The 22,352-nt window shown below is 42.8% G+C and carries 24 protein-coding genes, 1 tRNA gene and 1 riboswitch; of the genes, 6 read left to right on the forward strand and 19 right to left on the reverse strand.

Annotation, left to right across the window (positions count from 1 at the left end; translation table 11 throughout):
* Positions 1-91: 91 nt before the first annotated feature.
* Positions 92-2,656: a vitamin B12-dependent ribonucleotide reductase gene (locus LCM10_RS07325; RefSeq protein ID WP_224875481.1), complete on the reverse strand. Its 2,565-nt coding sequence runs from the start codon at positions 2,654-2,656 to the stop codon at positions 92-94.
* Positions 2,657-3,002: 346 nt separating this feature from the next.
* Positions 3,003-3,839 carry a biotin/lipoate A/B protein ligase family protein gene (locus LCM10_RS07330; protein WP_224875482.1) on the reverse strand — a complete coding sequence of 279 codons (837 nt, stop codon included), beginning with the start codon at positions 3,837-3,839 and terminating at the stop codon, positions 3,003-3,005.
* A gap of 267 nt (positions 3,840-4,106) precedes the next feature.
* Between LCM10_RS07330 and LCM10_RS07335 the strand changes: the two genes are divergently transcribed.
* Positions 4,107-4,490: a rhodanese-like domain-containing protein gene (locus LCM10_RS07335; RefSeq protein ID WP_224875483.1), complete on the forward strand. Its 384-nt coding sequence runs from the start codon at positions 4,107-4,109 to the stop codon at positions 4,488-4,490.
* A 166-nt stretch (positions 4,491-4,656) separates the two neighbouring features.
* Here LCM10_RS07335 and gcvPB read toward each other — a convergent pair whose 3' ends face one another.
* The 3 genes from gcvPB to gcvT are packed head-to-tail and all read right to left on the reverse strand — an operon-like array spanning position 4,657 to position 8,587.
* Entirely contained in the window at positions 4,657-6,126 is a 1,470-nt protein-coding gene (gcvPB, locus tag LCM10_RS07340; protein WP_224875484.1) for an aminomethyl-transferring glycine dehydrogenase subunit GcvPB, read from the reverse strand.
* A complete protein-coding gene (gcvPA, locus tag LCM10_RS07345; RefSeq protein WP_224875485.1) occupies positions 6,119-7,465 on the reverse strand; it encodes an aminomethyl-transferring glycine dehydrogenase subunit GcvPA in 1,347 nt (448 codons plus the stop codon). The genes gcvPB and gcvPA overlap by 8 nt, the downstream gene beginning before the upstream one ends.
* An 18-nt stretch (positions 7,466-7,483) precedes the next feature.
* On the reverse strand, positions 7,484-8,587 hold the full coding sequence (gene gcvT, locus LCM10_RS07350; protein ID WP_224875486.1) for a glycine cleavage system aminomethyltransferase GcvT: 1,104 nt from the start codon (positions 8,585-8,587) through the stop codon (positions 7,484-7,486).
* 224 nt (positions 8,588-8,811) lie between these two features.
* A riboswitch (glycine riboswitch) is annotated at positions 8,812-8,903 on the reverse strand.
* Positions 8,904-9,079: 176 nt separating this feature from the next.
* Between gcvT and LCM10_RS07355 the strand changes: the two genes are divergently transcribed.
* Both LCM10_RS07355 and LCM10_RS07360 read left to right on the forward strand, forming a co-directional pair.
* Positions 9,080-10,780, forward strand: a complete 1,701-nt coding sequence (locus LCM10_RS07355) for a DEAD/DEAH box helicase (protein ID WP_224875487.1) — start codon at positions 9,080-9,082, stop codon at positions 10,778-10,780.
* Positions 10,749-11,540: a YqhG family protein gene (locus tag LCM10_RS07360; RefSeq protein ID WP_224875488.1), complete on the forward strand. Its 792-nt coding sequence runs from the start codon at positions 10,749-10,751 to the stop codon at positions 11,538-11,540. The genes LCM10_RS07355 and LCM10_RS07360 overlap by 32 nt, the downstream gene beginning before the upstream one ends.
* Positions 11,541-11,585: 45 nt before the next feature.
* Here LCM10_RS07360 and LCM10_RS07365 read toward each other — a convergent pair whose 3' ends face one another.
* The 9 genes from LCM10_RS07365 to comGA are packed head-to-tail and all read right to left on the reverse strand — an operon-like array spanning position 11,586 to position 16,223.
* Positions 11,586-11,777 (reverse strand): YqzE family protein, encoded by a 192-nt coding sequence (locus LCM10_RS07365; protein ID WP_318247476.1) that lies wholly within the window; start codon positions 11,775-11,777, stop codon positions 11,586-11,588.
* Between the two features lie 40 nt (positions 11,778-11,817).
* Positions 11,818-12,315, reverse strand: a complete 498-nt coding sequence (locus LCM10_RS07370) for a shikimate kinase (RefSeq protein ID WP_224875490.1) — start codon at positions 12,313-12,315, stop codon at positions 11,818-11,820.
* A gap of 5 nt (positions 12,316-12,320) precedes the next feature.
* On the reverse strand, positions 12,321-12,713 hold the full coding sequence (locus LCM10_RS07375) for a hypothetical protein (protein ID WP_224875491.1): 393 nt from the start codon (positions 12,711-12,713) through the stop codon (positions 12,321-12,323).
* Positions 12,670-13,119 (reverse strand): competence type IV pilus minor pilin ComGF, encoded by a 450-nt coding sequence (gene comGF / locus LCM10_RS07380; RefSeq protein ID WP_224875492.1) that lies wholly within the window; start codon positions 13,117-13,119, stop codon positions 12,670-12,672. Before comGF ends, LCM10_RS07375 begins: the two co-directional genes overlap by 44 nt.
* Positions 13,097-13,414 (reverse strand): prepilin-type N-terminal cleavage/methylation domain-containing protein, encoded by a 318-nt coding sequence (locus LCM10_RS07385; RefSeq protein ID WP_224875493.1) that lies wholly within the window; start codon positions 13,412-13,414, stop codon positions 13,097-13,099. Before LCM10_RS07385 ends, comGF begins: the two co-directional genes overlap by 23 nt.
* Positions 13,398-13,850 (reverse strand): competence type IV pilus minor pilin ComGD, encoded by a 453-nt coding sequence (gene comGD, locus LCM10_RS07390; protein WP_224875494.1) that lies wholly within the window; start codon positions 13,848-13,850, stop codon positions 13,398-13,400. The genes LCM10_RS07385 and comGD overlap by 17 nt, the downstream gene beginning before the upstream one ends.
* Positions 13,837-14,175, reverse strand: coding sequence for a competence type IV pilus major pilin ComGC (gene comGC, locus LCM10_RS07395; RefSeq protein ID WP_224875658.1), 339 nt, complete (start codon positions 14,173-14,175; stop codon positions 13,837-13,839). Before comGC ends, comGD begins: the two co-directional genes overlap by 14 nt.
* Position 14,176: 1 nt before the next feature.
* Positions 14,177-15,232, reverse strand: a complete 1,056-nt coding sequence (comGB, locus tag LCM10_RS07400; protein WP_224875495.1) for a competence type IV pilus assembly protein ComGB — start codon at positions 15,230-15,232, stop codon at positions 14,177-14,179.
* On the reverse strand, positions 15,183-16,223 hold the full coding sequence (gene comGA / locus LCM10_RS07405) for a competence type IV pilus ATPase ComGA (RefSeq protein WP_224875496.1): 1,041 nt from the start codon (positions 16,221-16,223) through the stop codon (positions 15,183-15,185). Before comGA ends, comGB begins: the two co-directional genes overlap by 50 nt.
* Before the next feature lie 545 nt (positions 16,224-16,768).
* On the opposite strand from comGA, the gene LCM10_RS07410 reads away from it, so the two are divergent.
* Positions 16,769-16,840: transfer RNA gene (locus tag LCM10_RS07410), tRNA-Gln, on the forward strand.
* Positions 16,841-16,899: 59 nt separating this feature from the next.
* Here LCM10_RS07410 and LCM10_RS07415 read toward each other — a convergent pair.
* Positions 16,900-17,280, reverse strand: coding sequence for a Spx/MgsR family RNA polymerase-binding regulatory protein (locus LCM10_RS07415; protein WP_263621383.1), 381 nt, complete (start codon positions 17,278-17,280; stop codon positions 16,900-16,902).
* Positions 17,281-17,632: 352 nt separating this feature from the next.
* On the opposite strand from LCM10_RS07415, the gene LCM10_RS07420 reads away from it, so the two are divergent.
* Positions 17,633-17,878: a DUF2626 domain-containing protein gene (locus tag LCM10_RS07420; RefSeq protein ID WP_032087678.1), complete on the forward strand. Its 246-nt coding sequence runs from the start codon at positions 17,633-17,635 to the stop codon at positions 17,876-17,878.
* A 53-nt stretch (positions 17,879-17,931) separates the two neighbouring features.
* On the opposite strand, the gene LCM10_RS07425 is transcribed toward LCM10_RS07420, so the two are convergent.
* Positions 17,932-18,564, reverse strand: coding sequence for an MBL fold metallo-hydrolase (locus tag LCM10_RS07425; RefSeq protein ID WP_224875661.1), 633 nt, complete (start codon positions 18,562-18,564; stop codon positions 17,932-17,934).
* Positions 18,565-18,779: 215 nt separating this feature from the next.
* Between LCM10_RS07425 and LCM10_RS07430 the strand changes: the two genes are divergently transcribed.
* Positions 18,780-18,953 carry a DUF2759 domain-containing protein gene (locus LCM10_RS07430; RefSeq protein WP_224875497.1) on the forward strand — a complete coding sequence of 58 codons (174 nt, stop codon included), beginning with the start codon at positions 18,780-18,782 and terminating at the stop codon, positions 18,951-18,953.
* Between the two features lie 886 nt (positions 18,954-19,839).
* Here the strand turns inward: LCM10_RS07430 and LCM10_RS07435 are convergent.
* From LCM10_RS07435 to LCM10_RS07445, 3 genes are all read right to left on the reverse strand, one after another.
* The gene (locus tag LCM10_RS07435) at positions 19,840-20,313 is read right to left on the reverse strand and encodes a DUF4367 domain-containing protein (protein WP_224875498.1); all 474 of its coding nucleotides are present in this window, start codon (positions 20,311-20,313) and stop codon (positions 19,840-19,842) included.
* 389 nt (positions 20,314-20,702) lie between these two features.
* On the reverse strand, positions 20,703-21,014 hold the full coding sequence (locus tag LCM10_RS07440) for an MTH1187 family thiamine-binding protein (protein WP_224875499.1): 312 nt from the start codon (positions 21,012-21,014) through the stop codon (positions 20,703-20,705).
* 7 nt (positions 21,015-21,021) lie between these two features.
* On the reverse strand, positions 21,022-22,125 hold the full coding sequence (locus LCM10_RS07445) for a hypothetical protein (protein WP_224875500.1): 1,104 nt from the start codon (positions 22,123-22,125) through the stop codon (positions 21,022-21,024).
* Between the last annotated feature and the right edge of the window lie 227 nt (positions 22,126-22,352).

Consider the following 22,352-nt stretch of genomic DNA (forward strand, 5'->3'; position numbering starts at 1 on the left):
CAGGGAGACGTCAGCGATGGAAGTCGGGGCTTAAACTTATAAGAATGCAAAAAAAGAAGAGGACAAGAGTCCTCTTCCTACCAAAAAAGAATTATAGTCCGCATTTCAGCTGAGCACCGCAATTTGTACAAGTGTTGCAGCCGCCCATGTCTTTAACCGTTCCTTTACGGCAGACGGGACATGTATTTCCTACCTCAGATCCGATTGTTACATCGGTCGAGCGTACATCCTGGATCGTATCAAGCAATACAATCGGTTTTTTTTCTGTCTTTACTTCCTCTTGCTCCGCTTCATCGTCAAAGCTGTTCTCTTCCGCTTTCAGTGTGAGCACCTGTGAATCGCGGCTTCCATCGACATAGACCGTGCCACCTTTGGCTCCGCCTTTGTACAAGCGTTCGTACACCTTTTCCACTTCTGACACTGTGTAGCCGCGAGGGGCGTTCACCGTTTTGGAGATGGAGCTGTCGATCCAGTTCTGGATGACGCATTGCACATCGGCATGAGCTTCCGGAGCAAGGTTCATTGATGAAACGAACCAATCTGGAAGTGCATCCGGATCTGTTTCAGGATTGCGTTTTAAGTAGTCTTCCACAATATCTGCTTTCACTTCAATGAACTTGCCAAGACGTCCACTTCTGTAATAAGTGAATGAAAAATACGGTTCCAGCCCCGTTGATACCCCCACCATTGTACCGGTAGACCCTGTAGGCGCAACCGTCAGGAGATGAGAGTTTCGGATACCATGGTCTATAATGTCATTCCGTACGTCCTCAGGCATTTTTCTCATGAAGCCAGTCTCAACGAATGCCTTACGAAGCCTCATAGTCTCTTTTTCTGTTTCCCCTGTCAGGAACGGGAAGCTTCCTTTCTCCTTGGACAATTCGACAGAAGCACGATATGCGGTCGTCGCAATCACCTCAAACACTTCATCGACAAGCTTATTGCCTTCCTCTGAGCCATACTCCTTCTCACAGTAGATCAACAAGTCAGCAAGCCCCATTACACCTAGGCCGACGCGTCGTTCACCCAACGCCTGCTTTTTATTTTCTTCAAGGAAGTAAGGTGTTGCATCGATGACGTTATCCTGCATACGGACGCCAACTTCAACCGTTTTCTTCAATTTCTCGAAATCGACCGTCTTTGAATCCTTGTCCGCAAATTGCGCAAGATTGACCGCTGCCAGATTACACACTGAATAAGGGGCAAGTGGTTGTTCCCCACATGGGTTGGTCGCCACCACTTTTTGACCATATGCCTTTGCATTAGTCATGTCATTTGCATTATCAATGAAGAAGATACCTGGTTCCGCCGAGTAAGTGGCACATACATTGATCAGGTTCCAAAGCTCTTTCGCCTTTACTTTCCTGTATGTCCTTACTTTATATCCAAGCTTTTCCCATTCTCGTACATCACCAATGTTATGCCACTCTTCATTATAGAAGTGCATCTGATCCTTGTCATAGCTTTCTACATCCGGGAAGCGCAGCTCGTATTCTTCATCCTTTTCCACTGCTTCCATGAAATCACTTGTCAGGCAGACAGAAATATTTGCTCCTGTTAGGAATTCAGGGTTATGTACACTGTAGGTACCACCCGTCCTTAATTTTTCCTCTGCTGATTTCAAGATCTTTTCATCGAATCCACCGTAACCAGGGATTTGCCTGTAGTTAAGGATTCCTTGGTACATCGCTTCTTCTTGCTCCGTGAGCGGAGTGAACTTCAATTTATCTTCTGCAGCTTTCTTAATCGTTTCATCCTCGGTATTCTCGAGCAGGTAACGGAGAATGCGGGGATTCTGCATCTTCGAAATAATGAATTCAATGATATCAGGATGCCAGTCGGAAAGCATGATCATTTGGGCACCTCGTCTTGAACCTCCCTGTTCGACAAGATGAGTCAGCTTCGCGATATCATCAAGCCATGAAACCGAACCGGAAGATTTGCCATTTACACCTTTGGCGAGGGTGTTACGTGGACGCAAGGTGGAACCGTTCGTCCCTACACCGCCACCGCGGCTCATGATTTCCATGACCTGCTTGCGGTGCTCTGAAATCCCTTCGCGCGAATCCTGTACGAATGGCATTACATAACAGTTGAAGTACGTTACATCAGTGCCTGCACCAGCTCCATATAACACACGGCCTGCAGGTACGAAATGCAGGTTGACGAGCTCATGATAGAACTTCTCAAACCATTCTTGTTTCTTTTCAGGGGTATTTTCCACTTCTGCCAAGCCTGTTGCGTTACGCCTTGCGATTTGTTCATAGTACACTTCCAAAGGTTTTTCAATCACATCGAGTGTACGCGTCACGATACCCGTTTCGATCTCATGTGGTTTATCGATTGCACTTCTGTATTCCTCTTCGATCCATACATCCGCTTTTTTGCTTTCCCAATCGATGCTCGTTATATATCCAAGCCCCCTTGCAGGAAACTTTGGATCTTCCTTGATCGTCAATACGACGAAGTCGCCAGCTGTTAGGGTGATCTTCTCAGTGTCTTTGAAAGAATAGCGGTCGATCATTACCAGGCGGGACACACCTTTATGAGTGGTTTTCATTTCCGGGGTGATGGGATGCACTTGGGGGAACAATCCGATATCCTGATTCAATCTTTCTTTGTTCAATTTCATTGTATTCTTCGACGCAACAGTCATATTGACAGCTCCTTCTACCTTAAATATTTCATCTATCATCTTTAAATCATTACTTTAACAATTAATACGTTATCACAGGCCAATTCTAAAATCAATAAATAAACACAATATATGGTGTATAATATATTTTTCGACACACCATATATTGTGTTGAGGTCAAGTTTTCAGTTGTTTGTCAAACGCTTAATAGGCAGAAAATAATAGAAAACAGGAGAATCCAATAGATAATATTCCTATTTCACACGGAAATCTATTAATTTGAGAGTTGAAAATCTCCCGCTCTCAGAAATAGTTGGTAAAATAGGAAAAAAGCGACACGCATCGCTTTTTTCCAAACAAAAATTTTCTATCGTTTAAAGTTCCATTCATCTGATTCATATCGTGTTTTAGCCAGCTGTTCTACATATTGTGTTTCTTCTTCCGAAAGTTCATATGGTTCAAGGTGAATATCCAGCCCATCTTCAAAGCCTTTCTTGAAAGCTTCTTTCGCCATGTCCATCGTGATTCGCTTAGACGAGATCTCATTCATGGCCACCGCTTTATTTTTGAACGCTTTTTGCATACGCTCCTTTACTCTTTCGGATGGATACTTAAAGAGACTGAACAACATATCTTCATCTAAATCCAGAAGGATGGAACCGTGCTGAAGGATGACCCCTTTTTGACGTGTCTGTGCACTTCCGGCCACTTTCCTTCCTTCCACCACCAACTCATACCAGCTGGGTGCATCGAAGCATACAGCGGAACGCGGATTTTTCAACCCTTCCCGTTCCTCCGCTGTTCTAGGGACAGCAAAGTAAGCTTCCAGTCCAAGGCCCTGAAATCCCTTTAGGATCCCCTCTGAGATGACCCTGTATGCTTCGGTGACAGTCTTTGGCATCTCGGGATGTTCTTCGGATACGATGACGCTGTATGTGAGTTCCTTATCATGAAGGACACCCCTACCACCAGTGGGTCTCCTTACAAAGCCAAGTCCATGTTCCTTGACGGCATCCATGTTGATTTCTTTTTCCACTTTTTGAAAATAGCCGACCGACAAAGTAGCCGGATCCCAGCCATAAAAACGGATGGTTGGAGGAATTTTCCCCTCACTGTGCCAATCAAGCAACGCTTCATCGAGTGCCATATTATAGGATGGTGAACAATTACCGGAATCAATGAATCTCCATGTTTCTTTCGTCATATACATACCTCATTTGATCATTATGTATTGAATCCGTTACTAGTCTATCAAATCCCCTTAAAAAAACAAAGAAAAACAGATTGGAAAGTCTTTGCATACTTGGGGGAAACACGCTATGTGAGATGTAATCAGTCATCTACGGGACAGTCACCGATCCCACTCCCCCTTTCAGATGATGTCATCATACGGGAAATTTCTTTTGATTCTATCGGTAATCATGAATATAATAGTAGTTAGTGCATTTGCAGAAAGGAGCATGAAAGCAAGATGGATGGTTTGTATATTTTGTTAGTGGTACTTGGAGGGATCATTGCGTATTCCTTATTCACGTACTTTAATCAAAAAAGAGTGGTCAACACGCTGACCGAGGAAGAGTTCAAAGCTGGTTACCGTAAAGCCCAGCTCATCGATGTAAGGGAAGCCAACGAATTTGACAACGGTCATATCCTTGGCGCCCGTAATATTCCTCTATCACAAATGAAGATGAGACAAAAAGAAATCCGCAACGATCAGCCTGTATACCTGTATTGTCAAAGCGGGATGAGAAGTGCGCGCGCAGCCCAGATGCTTCACCGCAAAGGCTACCGTAACCTTCACCACCTTCAGGGCGGATTCAAAAAATGGACAGGTAAGATCAAACATAAAAAATAGTCCTTTTAACCGGGTTATTGAACCTAGGCTGGGAACTTGACGAAGGTTCCCAGCCCGGGTGGACAACCCCCTATAAAAAAAGGCCAATAAATAAGCAAAAAGGATTGCCTTGACGGCAATCCTTTTTCTATTCATTTCAAGGTACGTCCCTCATCGCTTTAATGCGTTACTGAACCTCTGGAGTGTAGCGGAGAATCGGTTTTCTTGCTGCCAGGGTTTCGTCCATGCGCTTGATCACGGTTGTGTGTGGTGCCTCCTGGACGATCTCTGGTGTTTCTTCTGCTTCTTTTGCGATTTGAATCATCGCTTCAATGAATGAATCCAATGTTTCTTTCGACTCTGTTTCAGTAGGCTCGATCATCATGCATTCCTCTACGTTCAACGGGAAGTAGATGGTTGGCGGATGGTAACCGAAGTCAAGCAGCCTCTTCGCAATATCAAGTGTACGGACGCCGAGCTTCTTCTGGCGCTTCCCGCTGATGACGAATTCATGTTTGCAGTGACGATCATAAGGCAGATCGAAATGAGGTGCCAATCTTCTCATCATATAGTTCGCATTGAGTACGGCATTTTCAGTTACAGCCTTTAAGCCATCCGGACCCATGGAACGGATATATGTGTAGGCACGTACATTGATACCGAAGTTACCGTAATAAGGTTTCACACGACCGATGGAATCCGGGCGATTATAGTCGAATTCGAATTGATCGCCGTTTTTCACAAGTACAGGCTTAGGAAGATAACGGATCAAATCTTCCTTCACTCCGACAGGACCACTTCCTGGTCCTCCCCCACCGTGCGGCCCCGTAAAGGTTTTGTGGAGATTCAAGTGAACGACGTCGAAGCCCATATCCCCTGGCCTTGCCTTGGATAATACGGCGTTCAGGTTTGCACCATCGTAATAAAGCTTTCCGCCAGCTTCGTGAATGATCGAAGCCATCTCAAGGATGTTTTCTTCAAATAACCCTAACGTATTTGGGTTGGTGAGCATCAATGCTGCTGTATCTTCCCCAACAACACGCTTCAAGTCTTCAAGGTCCACGAGTCCGTTATCATCAGACTTAACGGTTACAGTTTCAAATCCAGCAACAGTCGCACTTGCAGGATTCGTTCCGTGAGCGGAATCCGGGACGATGACTTTCGTACGTTTTGTATCACCATTCGCTTCATGGTAAGCCCGGATCATCATCAGGCCGGTCCACTCACCATGTGCACCTGCAGCCGGTTGAAGGGTCACTTCATCCATGCCGGTGATTTCTTTCAGATGTTCCTGAAGATCATACATCAATTCAAGTGCACCCTGTACGCTTTCAGGCTCCTGAAGAGGATTGATATGGGCAAAACCATTCAACCTGGCGACATTTTCATTGATCTTCGGATTGTACTTCATCGTACATGATCCAAGTGGATAGAACCCTGAATCCACACCATGATTCCGTTTGGACAATGCTGTATAGTGACGCATGATATCAAGTTCAGAAACCTCCGGTAAATGAGGTTCTTCTGTTCGGATATAATCAGAAGGGATCAATTCTGCAACATCGACCTCAGGTACATCCAATTCAGGAAGACTGTATCCGACACGTCCTTCTTTCGATAATTCAAAGATAAGAGGCTGATCTTGTTTGTTATTCATGACAATCCCCCAATTCCTGTGCAAATGCATCGATTTCTTCTTTGCTGCGAAGTTCTGTTACGGCCACCAACATATGATTCTTAAGGTTCTCATCGACAAGGCCGAGGTCATATCCACCTATCATTTCTTTCTGCAGGAGCTTTTGGTTTATTTCTCTGACAGGAGCATTCACTTTAACAACAAATTCATTGAATGAAGGACCTTCGAATACAATTTCAAATCCTTTGTTTTTGATTGCTTCTTTCGCATAATGGGCCTTTTGGATGTTTTGGATCGCCATCTCTTTCACACCCTGCTTACCGAGGGCCGTCATGGCAACAGATGCTGCAAGGGCATTCAATGCCTGATTCGAACAAATATTGGAAGTCGCTTTATCACGACGGATATGCTGCTCGCGAGCCTGAAGCGTCAAGACAAATCCTCTTTGCCCTTCTTCATCGACCGTTTGACCAACAAGGCGCCCCGGAACTTTCCGCATTAACTTCTTACTTACTGCGAAATACCCGCAGTGAGGTCCACCAAAAGCACTCGGGATCCCGAACGGCTGTGCATCCCCGACCACGATGTCAGCACCAAGTTTCCCGGGAGGTGTCAGTGCGCCGAGAGCAAGGGGATTCGAGGAGACAACAAACATGGCCTTCTCGCTATGCGCCACTTCTTCAATCGCTTTTAACTCCTCCACTCTTCCGAAGAAGTTAGGATACTGGACAATCACGGCTGCAATATCGCTGCCCATCAATTTCTTTAATTCTTCGACATCCGTAACACCGTTGTTATGCGGAATTTCCACAACATCGATGTATTGTCCATTTGCATAAGTCCTTAACACATCACGGGATTCAGGATGGACGGTACTTGAGACAAGCACCTTCTTGCGCTTCGTCTGACCTGCACTCAACATCGCTGCTTCGGCAAGAGCCGTACCTCCGTCGTACATGGAAGAGTTCGCCACATCCATACCAGTCAGCTCGCAGATCATCGTCTGGAATTCAAATATCGCTTGCAGTTCCCCTTGCGAGATTTCAGGCTGATAAGGTGTGTAAGCTGTATAGAATTCACTTCTTGACAGGACGTGGTCTACGATGATCGGTGCATAGTGATCATAAACGCCAGCCCCAAGAAAGGATGTATGACTTTTTAGGTCCGCATTCTTTGCAGCCATTTTTGTCAGTTCTTTCACCAATCCTGTTTCTGATTTTGCAGGTTTGATCTTGTATTCACCTTTGAAGCGGACCTTCTCAGGGATATCCTCAAATAAATCGTCGATGCTATTAACTCCAATGCTGTCTAACATTTCCCGCTGATCTTGCTCTGTCATCGGTAAATAACGATGCTTCATGACCGAAATGCCCCCCTATTATTTCGTTCTCTTATAAAATGGTGTTGGAACTACTTTTGCCTGTAACTTCTTCCCTCTGATTTCCACCTGGACTTCTGCATCCACTGAAGTGAATTCCTTCGACAGCAGCGCAAGGCCGATGTTCTTCTTTAAGGTAGGAGATTGAGTACCGGTTGTCACATGACCGATTACTTCTTCGCCGGAGAATACTTTATAGCCATGGCGAGGAATCCCCCGATCAATCATTTCAATGCCAACGAGTTTCCTTGAAGCACCTTCTTCTTTCTGCTTCTTCAATACCTCTTGCCCGTTAAAAGGGATCTCTTTATTCACCTTTACTGCAAATCCGATGCCTGCTTCGATCGGCGTAATATCCTTCGAGAGCTCCTGACCATATAACGCAAGATTCGCTTCGAAACGAAGGGTATCCCTGGAACCCAATCCACACGGAAGAACACCTTCTGCTTCTCCTGCATCCAGGATATCCTTCCAGATAGCTACTGCATCACTAGCGTCACAGTAAATTTCGAAACCGTCTTCACCTGTATATCCAGTACGGGAAACAAGGGCACGACGGCCGTTGATGCTCACTTCGGATTGGAACTTAAAGAACCCGATATCCGTTAATGAATGATTGTTCGTAAGCTTCTGCAAAACATCCTGGGCGAGCGGGCCCTGCAATGCAAGCTGAGCCATGTGTTCAGAGATATTATTCAGTTCAACACCATCAGTCTGGTGCTGTTTCAACCATTCATAGTCCTTATCGATATTGGCTGCATTGACGACCAGTAAATAATCATGGTCTTTGATTTTATAAACGAGAAGATCGTCCACGGTCCCGCCATCTTCATAGCACATTGCCGTATATTGGGCACCGCCGTCCTTTATTTTGGACACATCATTGGTCATCATTTTTTGTAAGTATTCGAGGGCGCCTTCACCCTTCACTTCAATTTCCCCCATATGTGAAACATCAAAAAGACCAGCACGGGTCCTGACGGCTTCATGTTCTTCTTTAATACTTGAGAATTGAACCGGTAAAGCCCAGCCTCCGAAGTCGATCGTTTTCCCTCCATATTCTTTGTACACTTCATATAGAGGTGTCTGCTTTAAATCTGCCATTGGAATTCCCCCTTAATTTCATCAAGTATTTCTTCTGCTGCCTTCTGGTTCCAAAACACCCTGCAGATCTCCATACCGATTCTTCGTGCATGGGACCGCAAGAAAAAGGACAGAGAAACCCCTTTTATATAAAAGAAGTTTCTCTGTCCTTTTCACCTGAAAGTTTACCGACAAACCGGCTTTCCCCTTTGGTGGTTTCCATACGGAAACACTCTCCAGAGTTGCGTCCAACAAGAGTCTTTTTGCCTGAGAGATTCACATGTAAGATGTTTGCTCCTTCGGCGCTGTTCGGCACAGTCTCTCCCCTTGCTATCATTCGCCAATATTCCATGCAACATTTGGTCATACTAGAAGTATATACAGTAGAAATGTTATCGATGTGAATGTTCGGATTATTACAGTTTTCAAAACATTAGGTTATCTATTCTCATCCTACCATCAAATATAAGTTTTGAGCAATCATTTTTCGATCATTAAGGAGATGTTTTTCGCATGAATGTTGATGTTCTATTTAATGAGGAGTGGGGCGAAGGTCTTGAGACACTGATCAACAATGACGGTCCCTGGGGTAATTGGGAGCTTTATAAGCTTGCAGTCGAATGTGAGAGGCACCTCGCAATTCCGAACTTTGAAGGCCTGCAAGCACCAAAACATTTGGCAAATGTAACTCCTCTCCCCCACCAGTTAGAAGCAGCCAGACAAGTTGTGGAAACGATGAATGGCAAAGCGATTCTTGCAGACGAAGTGGGACTTGGAAAAACAATTGAAGCAGGTCTGGTACTGAAGGAATACATGATAAGGGGATTAGTGAAAAAGGTATTGATCCTGGTCCCCGCTTCACTGGTCTCACAATGGGCATATGAATTAAACAGCAAGTTCTTTATTCCAGCCGTCCCGCAGCGAAAAAGTTATGTGTGGGACCAGTGTGATATTGTCGTATCTTCCATGGACACTGCTAAACGCAGTCCCCACAGGGAAAAAGTGTATGAGCAGGACTATGATCTCGTCATCATCGATGAAGCTCACAAACTGAAAAATCATAAAACCAAAAACTATGAGTTTGTCCAGAACTTGAAAAAGAAGTTCTGTTTACTGCTGACTGCGACTCCTATCCAAAATAAGGTAGAAGAAATCTTCCACCTTGTTTCACTACTGAAGCCTGGTCATTTAGGAAACGAATCCGGTTTTGCAGATCGATATAAACAAGGGGATCGTACCGTCCAGGATGATGAACATTTAAATCACCTAATCAATAAAGTTATGATCCGGAATAGGAGAAGCGATACAGGCATTGAATGGACAAAACGTCATGTTAAAACGATACTCATTGATTTCAATGAACAGGAACGAGACCTATACAACAGCATTAATATGCTGAGGGGGAGCTATGATGACTCATCGAGCTCAAGTGCCTTTTCACTTCTCACACTGCAGCGGGAAGCTTGCAGCAGCAGGGAGTCCGTTTTTTATACATTGAAAAACATGATTGAGAAAAAAGAACACCCTTCTCAAGCATTTGAGAATACGATTGGCACTCTGATGAAAAAAGTCGAGAATGTAACAACCAATTCAAAGGCACAAAAAACGTTGGAGCTGATTCAACAAATAAATGATAAGGTGATCATCTTTACCGAATACAGGGCGACTCAATTATATCTGCAATGGTTCTTGAAACAGCACGGCATCGTATCGGTTCCATTCAGGGGAGGATTTAAACGGGGGAAAAAAGATTGGATGCGCCAGCTTTTCCAAAATCATGCCCAGGTTTTGATAGCAACAGAGGCGGGAGGCGAAGGGATCAATCTTCAATTCTGCCACCATGTTATCAATTTTGATCTACCGTGGAACCCGATGCGACTTGAACAGAGAATCGGCCGCGTCCATCGTCTGGGGCAGACAGAGGATGTGCATATTTACAATTTCGCCACCCGTGATACGGTCGAAGAACATATCCTGAAGTTACTTTATGAAAAAATCAACTTGTTCGAAAGGGTCATAGGGCAGTTGGATGAGATCCTCACGCGCCTTGATTTCGCTGATTTTGAAGAGCATGTCACTGACATCCTTTCCACTTCAAAATCCGAGGGTGAATTAAAGATAAAGATGGAGAACCTGACAAGCATGATTCAATTTGCCGAAGAACTAAAGGAGGAAAGAGCCAATGCAGCAACACGAAATTCATCGATTTCTTGAGCGATACTTCACTGCAAACGGATGTGAATTGCTTGCAAGCGGAGAAGGTTATATGACCGTTCAATTGACGATTGATCTCGATAAAGAACTGATGAATAGGCCATTTTACTGGCATTACCTAGAGAAGACAGGTGGTGTGCCCAATCCGATGACACTATCACTCATTACAGACGGGGAAAAAGCCCCGGAGGACCTCAAGGGGGAACTGATTCATTTTGGATCGCCACGCCTGCATCAAATATTCCGTTCAACCAGGAACCTTGCCGGCTACATCCGACTATATGAAGAACGGAATGGTTTCAGCGGACAGCAAGTACCGCTTCATCCTTGGCTCGGACTGAATATCAAACTGTCTCACGTGACGAATTTGAAGAAAGACAGCATAGAGAGCATCGGTCTCAATTTAATCAACGGACAGATCAAAGAAGATTTTCACTCCTTTTTACTATCTAAGAAATTGACGCCTAAAATTCCGGACTTCTCTTTCACACTAACACCGATCATCAAACCTAAAAGCGGGATCAACCGCATTCAAAGTCACCTCATGCAGGGAGTACAAACCGAGTCGTTCACTTGGGCAGATGAGGCGAGGAAGAGGTGGGATGAAGACCTGCGGCTGTTGGATCACTTCTACGGTGATCATGAAGAGATGCCAGAAGCCTATGAACTTGAAAAACAGGCATTAAAGGAACAATATGAACCCAAGATTTCAATCGATATCATCAATGGGGGGATTTTTTACCTGCAACAGCCTCAGTAAGGTTTAAAAAACGAAACCGCCCTGCAAAAAAAGCAGTGGCGGTTTCTATTTATTCTTCTTAAACAAGACCATAAAAGCATAAGGAAGGATCCCAAACCAGCGCAGCATAAAAGGGGGGCGCTCACTTTTCCTTTTGTGTTTAAGGGACTTTCTTTCATTCGATGGTTTTTCATAATGCTGTACAAACGTTTGAGTTATGAATTTAACGTAATCATTTACAGACACAGGGGGCACCACCTTTCGCTTTTATCATTATATCCTCACGGCCAAAATTTAATCATGACCCAACGAGGTGCCTCAATTCGTTTATCGTTTCTTCAATCGACTTACCCGTGGTGTCGATTTCTGAATGGCTGGCACTTCTATAAAGGGGCATCCGGCGGTTATACAGATTGCGCAGTTCCTCCCTGGAATTTTTCTGAACGAGCGGCCGTTCACTGTCTCCCTCTAACCGCCCCCACAATTCTTCGAATGAACAGTAAAGGTGAATTACCTTCCCGCTTTCCATAAGCATGTCCCTGTTCTCTATTCGTTCAATGACCCCTCCGCCTGTTGTGATCACTGCTTCCTTCTTTTTCAGTTCCTTCAAGGCCTGTGTTTCGATTGTACGGAAATAATCTTCGCCCTCTTCCCGAAAAATTTCCTTAATCGCTCGGCCTTCCTGCTCTTCTATGAAGTGATCCATATCAATGACGGGGAGATCCTGGAGTAACCCGATTTCCCTGCCTACAGTCGTCTTCCCCACTCCCATGAAACCTATTAAAAAAATCGCCATGCACACTACTTCCAATCTATTATTTGTTTTGTTTCCCTATTATACACAACAGAGACCGGCTTAAAAACCTTCTCATTGGATTGAAAGGTGATCTCCATCAGCAATTCTTGTTCGTTCAGAAAAGAACTGACTACTTCTGTTTCACCGAAATCTCCTTTATGCCTGACTGAGAAGGATGCAGGTTGTTCCATCCCAATGAGTGCACCATGGGCAATGCTCAGTTTTCTTTCATATACCTTTTCCATATTAGATAGATAACGGTATTTACTCAGAAAAAGGCTGGACGACAATACAGCTGCCGTGAGGACGATCATGAACAAAAGCATTGAATAGGGAAGCAGGAAGCCTCTATTATTAAGGTATTTCCGTTTGAATGTCTGTGTAATGATAAAATTCACTCTCCACACTCTCCCCTTCCTTAAAAACGACGGAAACCATGATTCCTTTCGGGACCTCCGAAAACTCAAACGAATCGATCCCTTGAAGCACTACCTCATGTCCTTGTCCGTCAACCCTCCTCCTTATTGAATCTTGATACCGCTCATAGGTTATGACCTTCCCATTGCTTTCAAACGTGATTCCTTCATTGGAAAAGAGAAATCCGCTTCCTCCCCACACTTCCATCCTTAGACTCTCACTGAACAGATTCCATTCATAGTACCTCGGAGGGATACTTTCCTTTTCGATGGTGTGAAGTCCTTTGATGATGAGTGGAATACTTAATGATAGGAAAGAAAAGATGAGAAAGGACAGCATGGCATCGAGCAGGGTGAATCCCTTATTATTCAGAAACGCATATTTCATTGGTACCTCCTTTCGTTTTGAACATGACACAAGCAATGGAATGATCGCTCTCTTTCCAACTCAACGTGTAAAGGTCTCCCTTATACATCCTTGTACTGTTTTTATAGTCACCCGTCACGACTGCATGCTCAATTCCTTCCTGAAGGAACTTCATGGCTTCCACCCTTTGCTGTTTTGCTTCCAGTGTGGTGATCATCCTGATGCTTAGGGGGAAGAAAAATGCAAGCATCACCATGAAGCAGCTAAACGCGACCAAACTTTCGATAAGTGAAAAACCGTCAGAATTCTTGAACATAAAATCTTCCCTGTCCGATTTGAAATGATAATTTGATCGTTGTATCCCCATTACTGAAATACACTGAACCGAACCGGTTGGTATTGCCCGATGGGTTGAAAATGATTTCATCTAAATTGTTGTTCTCTGAAATGTGGATGCCATGAGGAAGAGTCCGTGAAACAAGCGTATTCCCAAAGTAATCTTTCGCTACATATTTATTTGCATAAGGATAAAACAGCAAGGTCGTTGAGGATTGTGAAAAGAAGCTTTGGCTTTGTATGAGGTACAAGTCCGATTGGAGCTGAGAGATGAAATGGTTTTTTTCAGTATGAGCTTTCAATGGTGCAGTTGAGAACGCAGTAAACGACAAGAGGACCGTTACGATCAATAATACAAGGAGCATCTCAATGAATGTGTAACCGCCTTGATGAGAAATCCCTTTACTCTGCAGCAACTACATCCACATTCCCCTCGGCATCGATGGTCAATGATTGTCCATTTGGGCATGTTTGATGCTCCGCACTAATATATTCATCTGAAACGAGCAGTGCCATCGTGACCGGTACGGCACTGCCGTTATCCATTTTGTACGCTTCTACCTGTCCTTCCACCATATTGATGAACGCTTCGCATCCTTTCGAATTGATCTTATTGCTCTGACTTGTAACATTCGGGATCGTAACGAATAACAGGACAGAGATGACCAACAACACAATCATCATCTCAATCATGGTAAAACCTTTTTCATTCTTTAACATAGAGATCCTCCTTTTATTCAGATTAAATGCCCTGCATCATTTGAAACAGCGGCATCATGATGGAAAAGTAAATGGCCATGATGAACAAGCCGACAAACGTGAAGATCGCCGGCTGGATGTACTTCAGCATCCCGTTCCCCTTCTCTTCTAATTCTGAAAAGCAAATTTCACTATACATCTTCAATTCATCTGCAAGCCTCCCGTTCTTTTGACCGTGGGAAACAACGTAGGACAACTCTTCTTGAAAAAAGGAAACCCTTGAGGTGCATTCATAAAGCGGCCTGCCTTCCTTCAACCCGTTCAGCAGGTTCCTTGAAATGTATTGCAGGGTAGGCCGGTATGTCTGTTTCTCAATGATTTTCAACGATTCAGTGATCGACACGCCGTTTTTAAGGAGAAAGCTTAGTTCCCTCGCAAAAAAGTGGGTCTGCCCGTGTTTGATGAAAAAAGAAAGCAGTGGAATCTTTGTCAGGAACTTGATGTGTTTTACTTGTAATAATTTATCTTTTGATAAATAGATGAATGGAATGGTCATTGCCGCAATCAGGATGAACCACAGGAAATACGAAGGAAAGCTTTCGATGAACCAAAAGAGGTAATTGTAACTTTCTGATTGGTCATAACCGAGTGTTTGATATAACGATTGAAAGCGGGGGAACAGGACCCTTCGGAGAAGGATCATTAGCATAATCGCGAACATGACGAGAAAAAGAGGATAGTGGAGGACCTTCAGTAATTTTTGTCTACCTTCACTCATCTTCAGCAGATACTCCCCGGCTTCTTTAAGGGTGGAACTCATCTCGCCATGGTGCTCTGCAAAATATATCTGCGCTGATACCTGCTTCGGCATGTTGAATTGACGGTCAAATATCGAAGAGAGTGATTCTCCCTTGTGCAGAGAGTTGGTGATCCTCCTGTTTAATTTACCTGAGCCGTTCTGCCCTGGAACAAGAAGAAAATCAATTGCTTCTGAAAATGTATATCCCTTCTCCAGGAGATCACCTGTCCTCTTCAGGAACTTTCCTTGATCATCCATTTTCTTCATGTATCCATTTGTGGAACTCAGAATTCGGAACAAATCCCAATGCCACCCCCTTGTTGATCAGTGTTCGAAGTGTGGGATATTGATAATATGCATCTTCTCCCCTTGCTTCTCTTATCACTTCCTTAAGGGCACTCCCCGTCAGAATTTCATAGACCGAGGTCCTTTTCAACATGTGTCTGCCTTTACAATCCGCCTTGCATACAGTCCCGCAAACCGAACAATTGAGCTTCACCAGCCTTTGAGCTGAAACCCCAATCAAAGTCTGCTGAATATCATGCCAGTGGACGCCAAGTTCCATCAGCCTGTAAATCGCACTTTTGGCATCTTTGGTGTGTAAGGTCGTTAAAACCAGGTGGCCAGTAAGTGCCGCACGGATCGCGGTTTCAGCAGTTTCCCGGTCACGGATCTCTCCAACCATGATAATGTCGGGGTCATGCCTCAATATTGCTTTCAATCCCGTGGAATAAGTAATCCCGGCTTTTTCATTCACTTGAATCTGAACCATATCTTCGTGGTCTTTCTCAATGGGGTCCTCCAAGGTGATGACATTGCGGTTGAGAGCAGAAGAGCAATGATGGACAAGCGAATATAAGGTCGTGGTCTTTCCGCTGCCTGTAGGGCCTGTGAAAATGATGAGTCCATGGGAATACATAAGCAGGGCGAGAAGTTTTCTTGCAGAAGAAGGATAAAGGGACATTTTTTCGAGTGGGACTTGGAATTCCTGGGGAAGGATCCGGATGACTAGACTTTCTTTGAGATGATTGGTCGGCAGGGTGGAGATTCTAAGGGACACAGGTGAGTCACTGATCGTTGTGTTGAAGGAGCCGCTTTGAGGTTTGCGTTTTTCCCCGATATCCATCTGCGCCATGAATTTCAGATGGGCGATGAGTCTTTCACCTTGATCATGGGAAATTGATTGAAATGGGGAGAGCACCCCCGTTTTGCGGAACTGGATGTGGTAATCATTGAGTCTGGGGATAAAGTGAATGTCGGATGCATCACCCCTAATTGCATCTTTAAGCATGATTTCTGATAGAGCTTCTACCGATTGATAAATCGTAGTGGCACCACCTTTCTTTTTCCTTAACTTCTATATACGACAAATATTTACAAATCCCTTTATTTTTTTATTGTGGAATGGAGTTTTTTTCTTGGGTGGCTTTTGTGAAATTTAGTTTGCAGATATCACCTGACTGATTTCAATGGGAATCAGTCGTGAAGTTAACAAAAAATCGTTCTTTTTCGAAGGAATAGTACTCGTTTTAAGGATTATGTATCATTTTTTATTGATATTGACCTGTGGGTGACGTCAAATTTACTGGCTTAAGAGGATTTATGATCCTTAAACGGCTTTTATGATCCATTCGACAAAAAATACGCTCCAATTTAAAGACTTATGATCCTAAACTGAAAAATATGATCCCAATTCGGATTTTATGATCTTATAAGAATAATTATAATCTAGACACACACTCCGAGATTGAACTCTCTCCTCATAAAAAAATAAAAAAATTTAAACTCACTGTATATTTCCCATCCAAACTTCTCATACTATTTTTTGTAACCCGATGGGCTATAGCCAAGCGGTAAGGCATCGCACTTTGACTGCGACATGCGTTGGTTCGAATCCAGCTAGCCCAGTACAGACAAAGGCAGGCATTTTTTAAAATGCCTGCCTTTGTCAATCCTTCCAATCCTCTTTAACTGCTTTTTTGGAGAGCTGGTTTTTTATCCGAGAAGCTTTTCAGACCGTCCGGGTTGTATCCGACCACCAATTTCTTGCCGTCAGTGAGTAACGGACGACGAAGGAGCTTCGGTTCTTGGATCATCAAATCGATTACGGCAGAAAGCGGAAGGTCATTCACGTCTTTCCCCAATTCTTTGAATGTCTGGCTCCGTGTTGCCAGGATTTCGTCAAGGCCTTCAGTCGTTAAGGAAAGTAATTGTACCAATTCTTCCCGGGTAGGCGTCTCCCTGAAAAGATGGCGTTCATTGAAATCAACGGAATTCGCGTTCAACCATTTTTTAGCTTTCCTGCAAGAGGTACAGCTCGGATACGTAAAAAACGTCAAGTTCCCCATTATCGTTTCCTCCTTTTTGTGTAAGAAGCAATTCACTTTATTGATTACATACATTGTATACCCTATGTATAACTTTTGTACAGTATTTTCCCTCCAGTATTTTTGAACATTTTGTAACAGTGATGATCAATCCCGGTCCAATCCTATTCAGAAGGTACGATTAGGGTTATATATAAGTTGTACAAAGTGATTGCCACCACATTTTTTCTAAAGGCATTTTCTATCAAAAAAAATTAATTTGAGTAGATATCACCTAATCGTCACAAACTATCATCAAACAGATATTTACTTTTATAGTAATGTTCATTTATAATATTGAATGATGGACTTAGGGTGCAAAGGAGGGTTACATATGGATCGTATGTACAGAGTTCTTGGATTCTGGACTGGAATTTTTGCTGTAATGTTCTATCTTGGTGATATGACAACGACATCATTAATCTTTTTAGGCCAAACAGGATTCTTCATTATGTTAAGCTATCTTAAACTATCCGAACGCATGTATATCTACATATTCGGTGCCTATCTGACTGTGTTCTTCGCTGGGTTTACTTACTGGACGACCTTTATGATGACTCCGGGTGCAGGAGGACACTAATAAAAAATTCCCTTTAGCCAAATGGCTAAAGGGAATTTTTTTGTCTACCGATATTAAAAACCGTTCAAGAAAGGATTTCCGTCCATTTCTTCACCAACTGTCGTTTCTGGGCCATGTCCCGGAAGTACCGCGGTGGATTCCGGAAGAGTCAGTAAGTGATCATGAATACTTGAGAGTAATTGTTCATGATTCCCGCCGGGCAAATCGCTTCGGCCGATGCTCCCCATAAAAAGTGTATCCCCGGCAAATACTATTCCCTCACTTTGTACATAATAAGAAAGACTTCCAGGTGAATGTCCCGGAGTTTCAAATAGTCCCAGTGTAAAACCGCCGATCGATAGCGTTTTTTCTGATGATAGTAGGTGATCTGCAGGCGCAGTTTGAATATTCCCCATTCCAAAAAGCCCTGAGCCATTCAACCCTGGATCGATCAGCCACTCGGCTTCCTTCTCGTGTAGGTATACCGGTACATGATATGTATTCCTCACAGTATCGACAGCGCCTATATGATCGAAATGAGCGTGAGTCAATAGGATTGCCACAGGCTTTAAATTTTGTGCATCCAGCCAGCTTACTAATTTTTCACCTTCAGCACCGGGATCAATGATCAAGCATCTATTGGCATCATCCCATAGAATGTAACAATTGGTTTGCAGCGGTCCTAACGGCATGCGCTTCCATTGCATCATTTTCTACCTCCATTTACTTTAACAAGATACTGCTATTGTAGCAGAAGCAATGAGGAAGAGAAAAACAAATGCCATAGAAGTGTCAATTTTTAACCTCGACAAATAATAGAAAAAACTATAAAATGTTAATGAGTGCATTTATGTACATATTAAATATCAGTATTTTGTAAGCGGTTAGTAAAACATATTTTTACATGAAAGGGGTCATATAAATGGGTCTTGTAATTATTACAGCACTGGTTTCATTATTGGCTTTGTTTGCAGTAGTAAGCACATTCAAAAACAAAAATGCTCTCGGCATTGTATTTTCATTGGCGACACTTGGCGTTTTTGGCTGGTTTACGATTATGACTGTCCTTCACTCTGGATATCCAGGTGGTCACTAAATCGAATGATTCAAAGTAAAAAGCCTTCCTGTACAGGAAGGCTTTTTACTTTGGCAAGTTACTACTCCATATAAACAAGGCGGGTGCCTCATCAAGTAAAGGGTTCCGTTTTGAGGTGCTATAACCCAAAAAATAATTCCTAATGACACTACTTATTTTGACACCCAAACTGGCGGCTATAAAAAAGTAAAAAGAGGCTGGGACAAAACTTAAAAACTTCCACATAAAGACCAACAATTTGAGTGTAGTCTCTTACTACCGCTAATGATTTCCGTGCAAGACTTTGCTTTCCGCGGGTAGCCCGTGAGCCTCCTCGGCTTCGCCTGCGGGGTCTCACATGTCTAGCTGCAGGAGTCTTCATCTTGCACTTCAATCAACCGCTAGATAGAGGTAAATTCAAATGTCCTTTTGTTCAAATTAATAACCCGAACTAATTTGTCTTTTATAACCGAAATTAGTTCGGGTTTTACTTAGGGTAAAACACTTTTGTCCCAGCCTCTTTTCTTTTTGTAATAGTAATTGGTACCGGCACAACGATCTTCCATTAAAGCCCCCTATAGCTGAAGAAGGTTGTCTTCTTAGAATGAGGAAAATAACCTTGGAAAAACAAAAATCAAAAATAAACCAATAACAGTATATGTAGTGTACTTTTTTCTGTTTTTTCCTTCTCTTAACTCCCAAATTCCCAATGTTAACAAATATATTCCCACTATAAGAGATAGTAAAAATAATAAAGCCATATTGCAAAAAACTCCTTTATATTTGTGGTCCTAAACACAATACACAATTATTGTACTATTCAACAATCCTGCTCCTTTAATCGAATATACGAAAAGCTGAAGATCAGTTGCCAATCTTCAGCTATAGCCCCCTTTAATAGAATAAACTATTCAAAGGACTTTGCTGTATCAATAAGTTCCTGTTTTTCAATTTTCGTTTCAGAAGCCTGAGAAAAATATTGTAATGTATAATTTATTTTCCCTTCTTTCCACATTAAATATTTTACTCCATTTTCGTTTTCTGCATATTTTCCTTTTATTTCTCCGATATCTACACTTTCTTTTTCTAAATCCGAGCTTAAACTGACTTTACTTGAAGCGACGAGTCCTAAATGCTCATTTTTTTCTCCATAGAAATCAATGATTATTTTGGTACTTTCATTCCCAGAAGGACCTGCATCAAATGATGACTCTGCTAACTCAAACGGCAGCTTTGCTGGAAGCTTAGGTTGGAGTAGCTGCTCACTTATTTTTTCTTTCAATTCACTTTGATTGTATTCTTCTAAATTCGAGGAGCCTTGGTTACACCCCATTAAAAACAATGGTAACGACAATAGTAAAAATAGTATTCTTTTCATCATAAAAATTTCCCCCTTATATTTTTATTTACGTGTTAGGTTTGAAAAAGTTTCATATGTAGGCACACTGACTTATTCCGTTAACCTGCCCTTTAATGGAATAGAAGATTTCTCTGCCTAACCTTATTTCACCATAGGTTAGGTTGCCGAATTATTTTTGACAGTCAAAACGGCGAGGCAATTGACCCTCATTTTGGCACCTTTTATTATGAGGACAATAGCTGTTGTCCGGATTAAAACTTGTCATTTGGACTGCCATTCACACGCTTTAACCCCTTGATATAATAAGAAACTGACCTATGCCAATCCATAGGTCAGTTTTAAAGTCGTTTATACAAAATGCACCCGAAAACGGAACCCTTTACTCATCAAGGTGACCGCTTTTTTTCAATTCACTCCATATGCCGTTGAACGGAAGAAAGCTTTCCTTCCATCGTCCCCTTTTTATCCCTTCTGTCATCAATCCTGATGTTGGTCGCAACACGCTTTATCCCTTTTTGGAATGGGGCTTCGTGAATTTCTTGGATGACTCCTAGCAGGGTGGATAATTCCCCTTCTATGATGGTGTTCATCGGAGTCAGTTGGAAACGGATCGTTCCTTCCGCTTCATGTTTTTTTAGTATTTTTTGCAGGTCAGCGACATAGGAACTTACACTTGGTGTCTCTGTACCGATTGGAATGACCGTAACGTCAACAATAGCCATGATAAATCTATCCTTCCTCTTGTATTAATTGCAAAACAACAGGTTCTCTCATGTTTATCACCTTTTCAAGCCGATTGCCATATAAGCAATAATCACCTTGAGGGGAGCACTGAATTTCTTCCAGTGGAAGGTCTTCATATACGATACTTTCATTTCCCTTGATTACATCCCACTTCACAAGTGAAAAAGCACCTGAATAAGAATCAAAAGAACCATTATCGTTTGCCTTGAAGATGATCAACTCTTTCTTCTCCTCTATCATATCATAGTATGGAATGAACCAATCAGAATACCGGCTTAGAAGGATCATGTTGAATTGGGACAGGACCTCCCCTTCTTCATTGAACAATTGGAAGGAAAAAGAGTCGTCCGCTTCCCCGCTCTCATGGACCGATAACAAAAACTCTCGGAAACGATTGAAATGGATGCTCCAAGGATCGATGATTTGCCTTTTCCGATCCAAGAGATTCTCACTTACCAGAGGGGCTGAAACACTTAACTCTTCATCATTCCAATCCTGATAAAGGACAGAAACTTCTGAATTCCATTTAAAGAAAGGCTGCTCGATTTCGATTGCCTCCATTTCAGTGTCTGTTAAGTCAAGCTCATTCACTTCATAGCTCCAATCTTCTGCAAAGCTTGTAATCAGGAGTTTATCCGTATTGAAGGCATTCCATTCAACCGACATCTCATAGGATGGAACCTCTTCACGAACGATTTCCTTCCCATTACGATCGATAATCGTGATCAAGGCAGAGTATGTAGATGGGGCAGAGTGGATCAGGATCTTATCCCTGTCAGGTGAAACGATCGATTGTACATACGGAGCAGATAACTCATAGATTTTCTTGCTCGTTCCATCGACTAGGTCCGTTATATATAAAGCGGTTGATCCGTTTTCGTCTTTGACAGTCAAGATCTCTGTGTCTGATAACCAGTCGATATTCTCTTTGAATGACTCCGATTGGAGAATATGCGTTTTTATTTGATGAAACACTGGTTTCGGTTGGGAAGCGACTGAAGACGGGGGAGTTTTAGCGTCTTGTGATTGACATGCTGTTATCATGATGACTGCAAAAAAGAAACATACGATCAGATTGTATCTTTTCAAAAAAACTCCCCCTTCCAAATCTCTCCTATTAAGTAGTACGTTTAATCATGAAAAATGTTTCAAAATAATGTTAAAAACATGTCAATAATTCAAAAAATGATGACCATGAAATGTGACGTTCGCATCATCAGCCTTGTCACACGGTGGTCATCACATATCCAATAAAAGGATTTATATTCTAGAGGATCGTTCCTCGCCAGAAAAAACTCGATGATTAATTTTACTCC

This window comes from Rossellomorea aquimaris (genome assembly GCF_020171925.1).
In the GTDB taxonomy this organism is placed as follows: Bacteria; Bacillota; Bacilli; order Bacillales; family Bacillaceae_B; genus Rossellomorea; species Rossellomorea aquimaris_F.

Coding starts and splice junctions, on each gene's coding strand:
- LCM10_RS07335 (WP_224875483.1), top strand. CDS start 4,107: ATGGATGGTTTGTATATTTTGTTAGTGGTACTTGGAGGGATCATTGCG.
- LCM10_RS07385 (WP_224875493.1), bottom strand. CDS start 13,414: ATGTTCAAGAATTCTGACGGTTTTTCACTTATCGAAAGTTTGGTCGCG.
- LCM10_RS07370 (WP_224875490.1), bottom strand. CDS start 12,315: ATGGCGATTTTTTTAATAGGTTTCATGGGAGTGGGGAAGACGACTGTA.
- gcvPB (WP_224875484.1), bottom strand. CDS start 6,126: ATGAATAACAAACAAGATCAGCCTCTTATCTTTGAATTATCGAAAGAA.
- gcvPA (WP_224875485.1), bottom strand. CDS start 7,465: ATGAAGCATCGTTATTTACCGATGACAGAGCAAGATCAGCGGGAAATG.
- LCM10_RS07330 (WP_224875482.1), bottom strand. CDS start 3,839: ATGACGAAAGAAACATGGAGATTCATTGATTCCGGTAATTGTTCACCA.
- LCM10_RS07415 (WP_263621383.1), bottom strand. CDS start 17,280: ATGGGGAACTTGACGTTTTTTACGTATCCGAGCTGTACCTCTTGCAGG.
- gcvT (WP_224875486.1), bottom strand. CDS start 8,587: ATGGCAGATTTAAAGCAGACACCTCTATATGAAGTGTACAAAGAATAT.
- LCM10_RS07420 (WP_032087678.1), top strand. CDS start 17,633: ATGGATCGTATGTACAGAGTTCTTGGATTCTGGACTGGAATTTTTGCT.
- LCM10_RS07355 (WP_224875487.1), top strand. CDS start 9,080: ATGAATGTTGATGTTCTATTTAATGAGGAGTGGGGCGAAGGTCTTGAG.
- LCM10_RS07325 (WP_224875481.1), bottom strand. CDS start 2,656: ATGACTGTTGCGTCGAAGAATACAATGAAATTGAACAAAGAAAGATTG.
- LCM10_RS07435 (WP_224875498.1), bottom strand. CDS start 20,313: ATGATGAAAAGAATACTATTTTTACTATTGTCGTTACCATTGTTTTTA.
- LCM10_RS07430 (WP_224875497.1), top strand. CDS start 18,780: ATGGGTCTTGTAATTATTACAGCACTGGTTTCATTATTGGCTTTGTTT.
- comGF (WP_224875492.1), bottom strand. CDS start 13,119: ATGAAATATGCGTTTCTGAATAATAAGGGATTCACCCTGCTCGATGCC.
- LCM10_RS07425 (WP_224875661.1), bottom strand. CDS start 18,564: ATGCAATGGAAGCGCATGCCGTTAGGACCGCTGCAAACCAATTGTTAC.
- comGA (WP_224875496.1), bottom strand. CDS start 16,223: ATGCTTAAAGATGCAATTAGGGGTGATGCATCCGACATTCACTTTATC.
- LCM10_RS07440 (WP_224875499.1), bottom strand. CDS start 21,014: ATGGCTATTGTTGACGTTACGGTCATTCCAATCGGTACAGAGACACCA.
- LCM10_RS07360 (WP_224875488.1), top strand. CDS start 10,749: ATGCAGCAACACGAAATTCATCGATTTCTTGAGCGATACTTCACTGCA.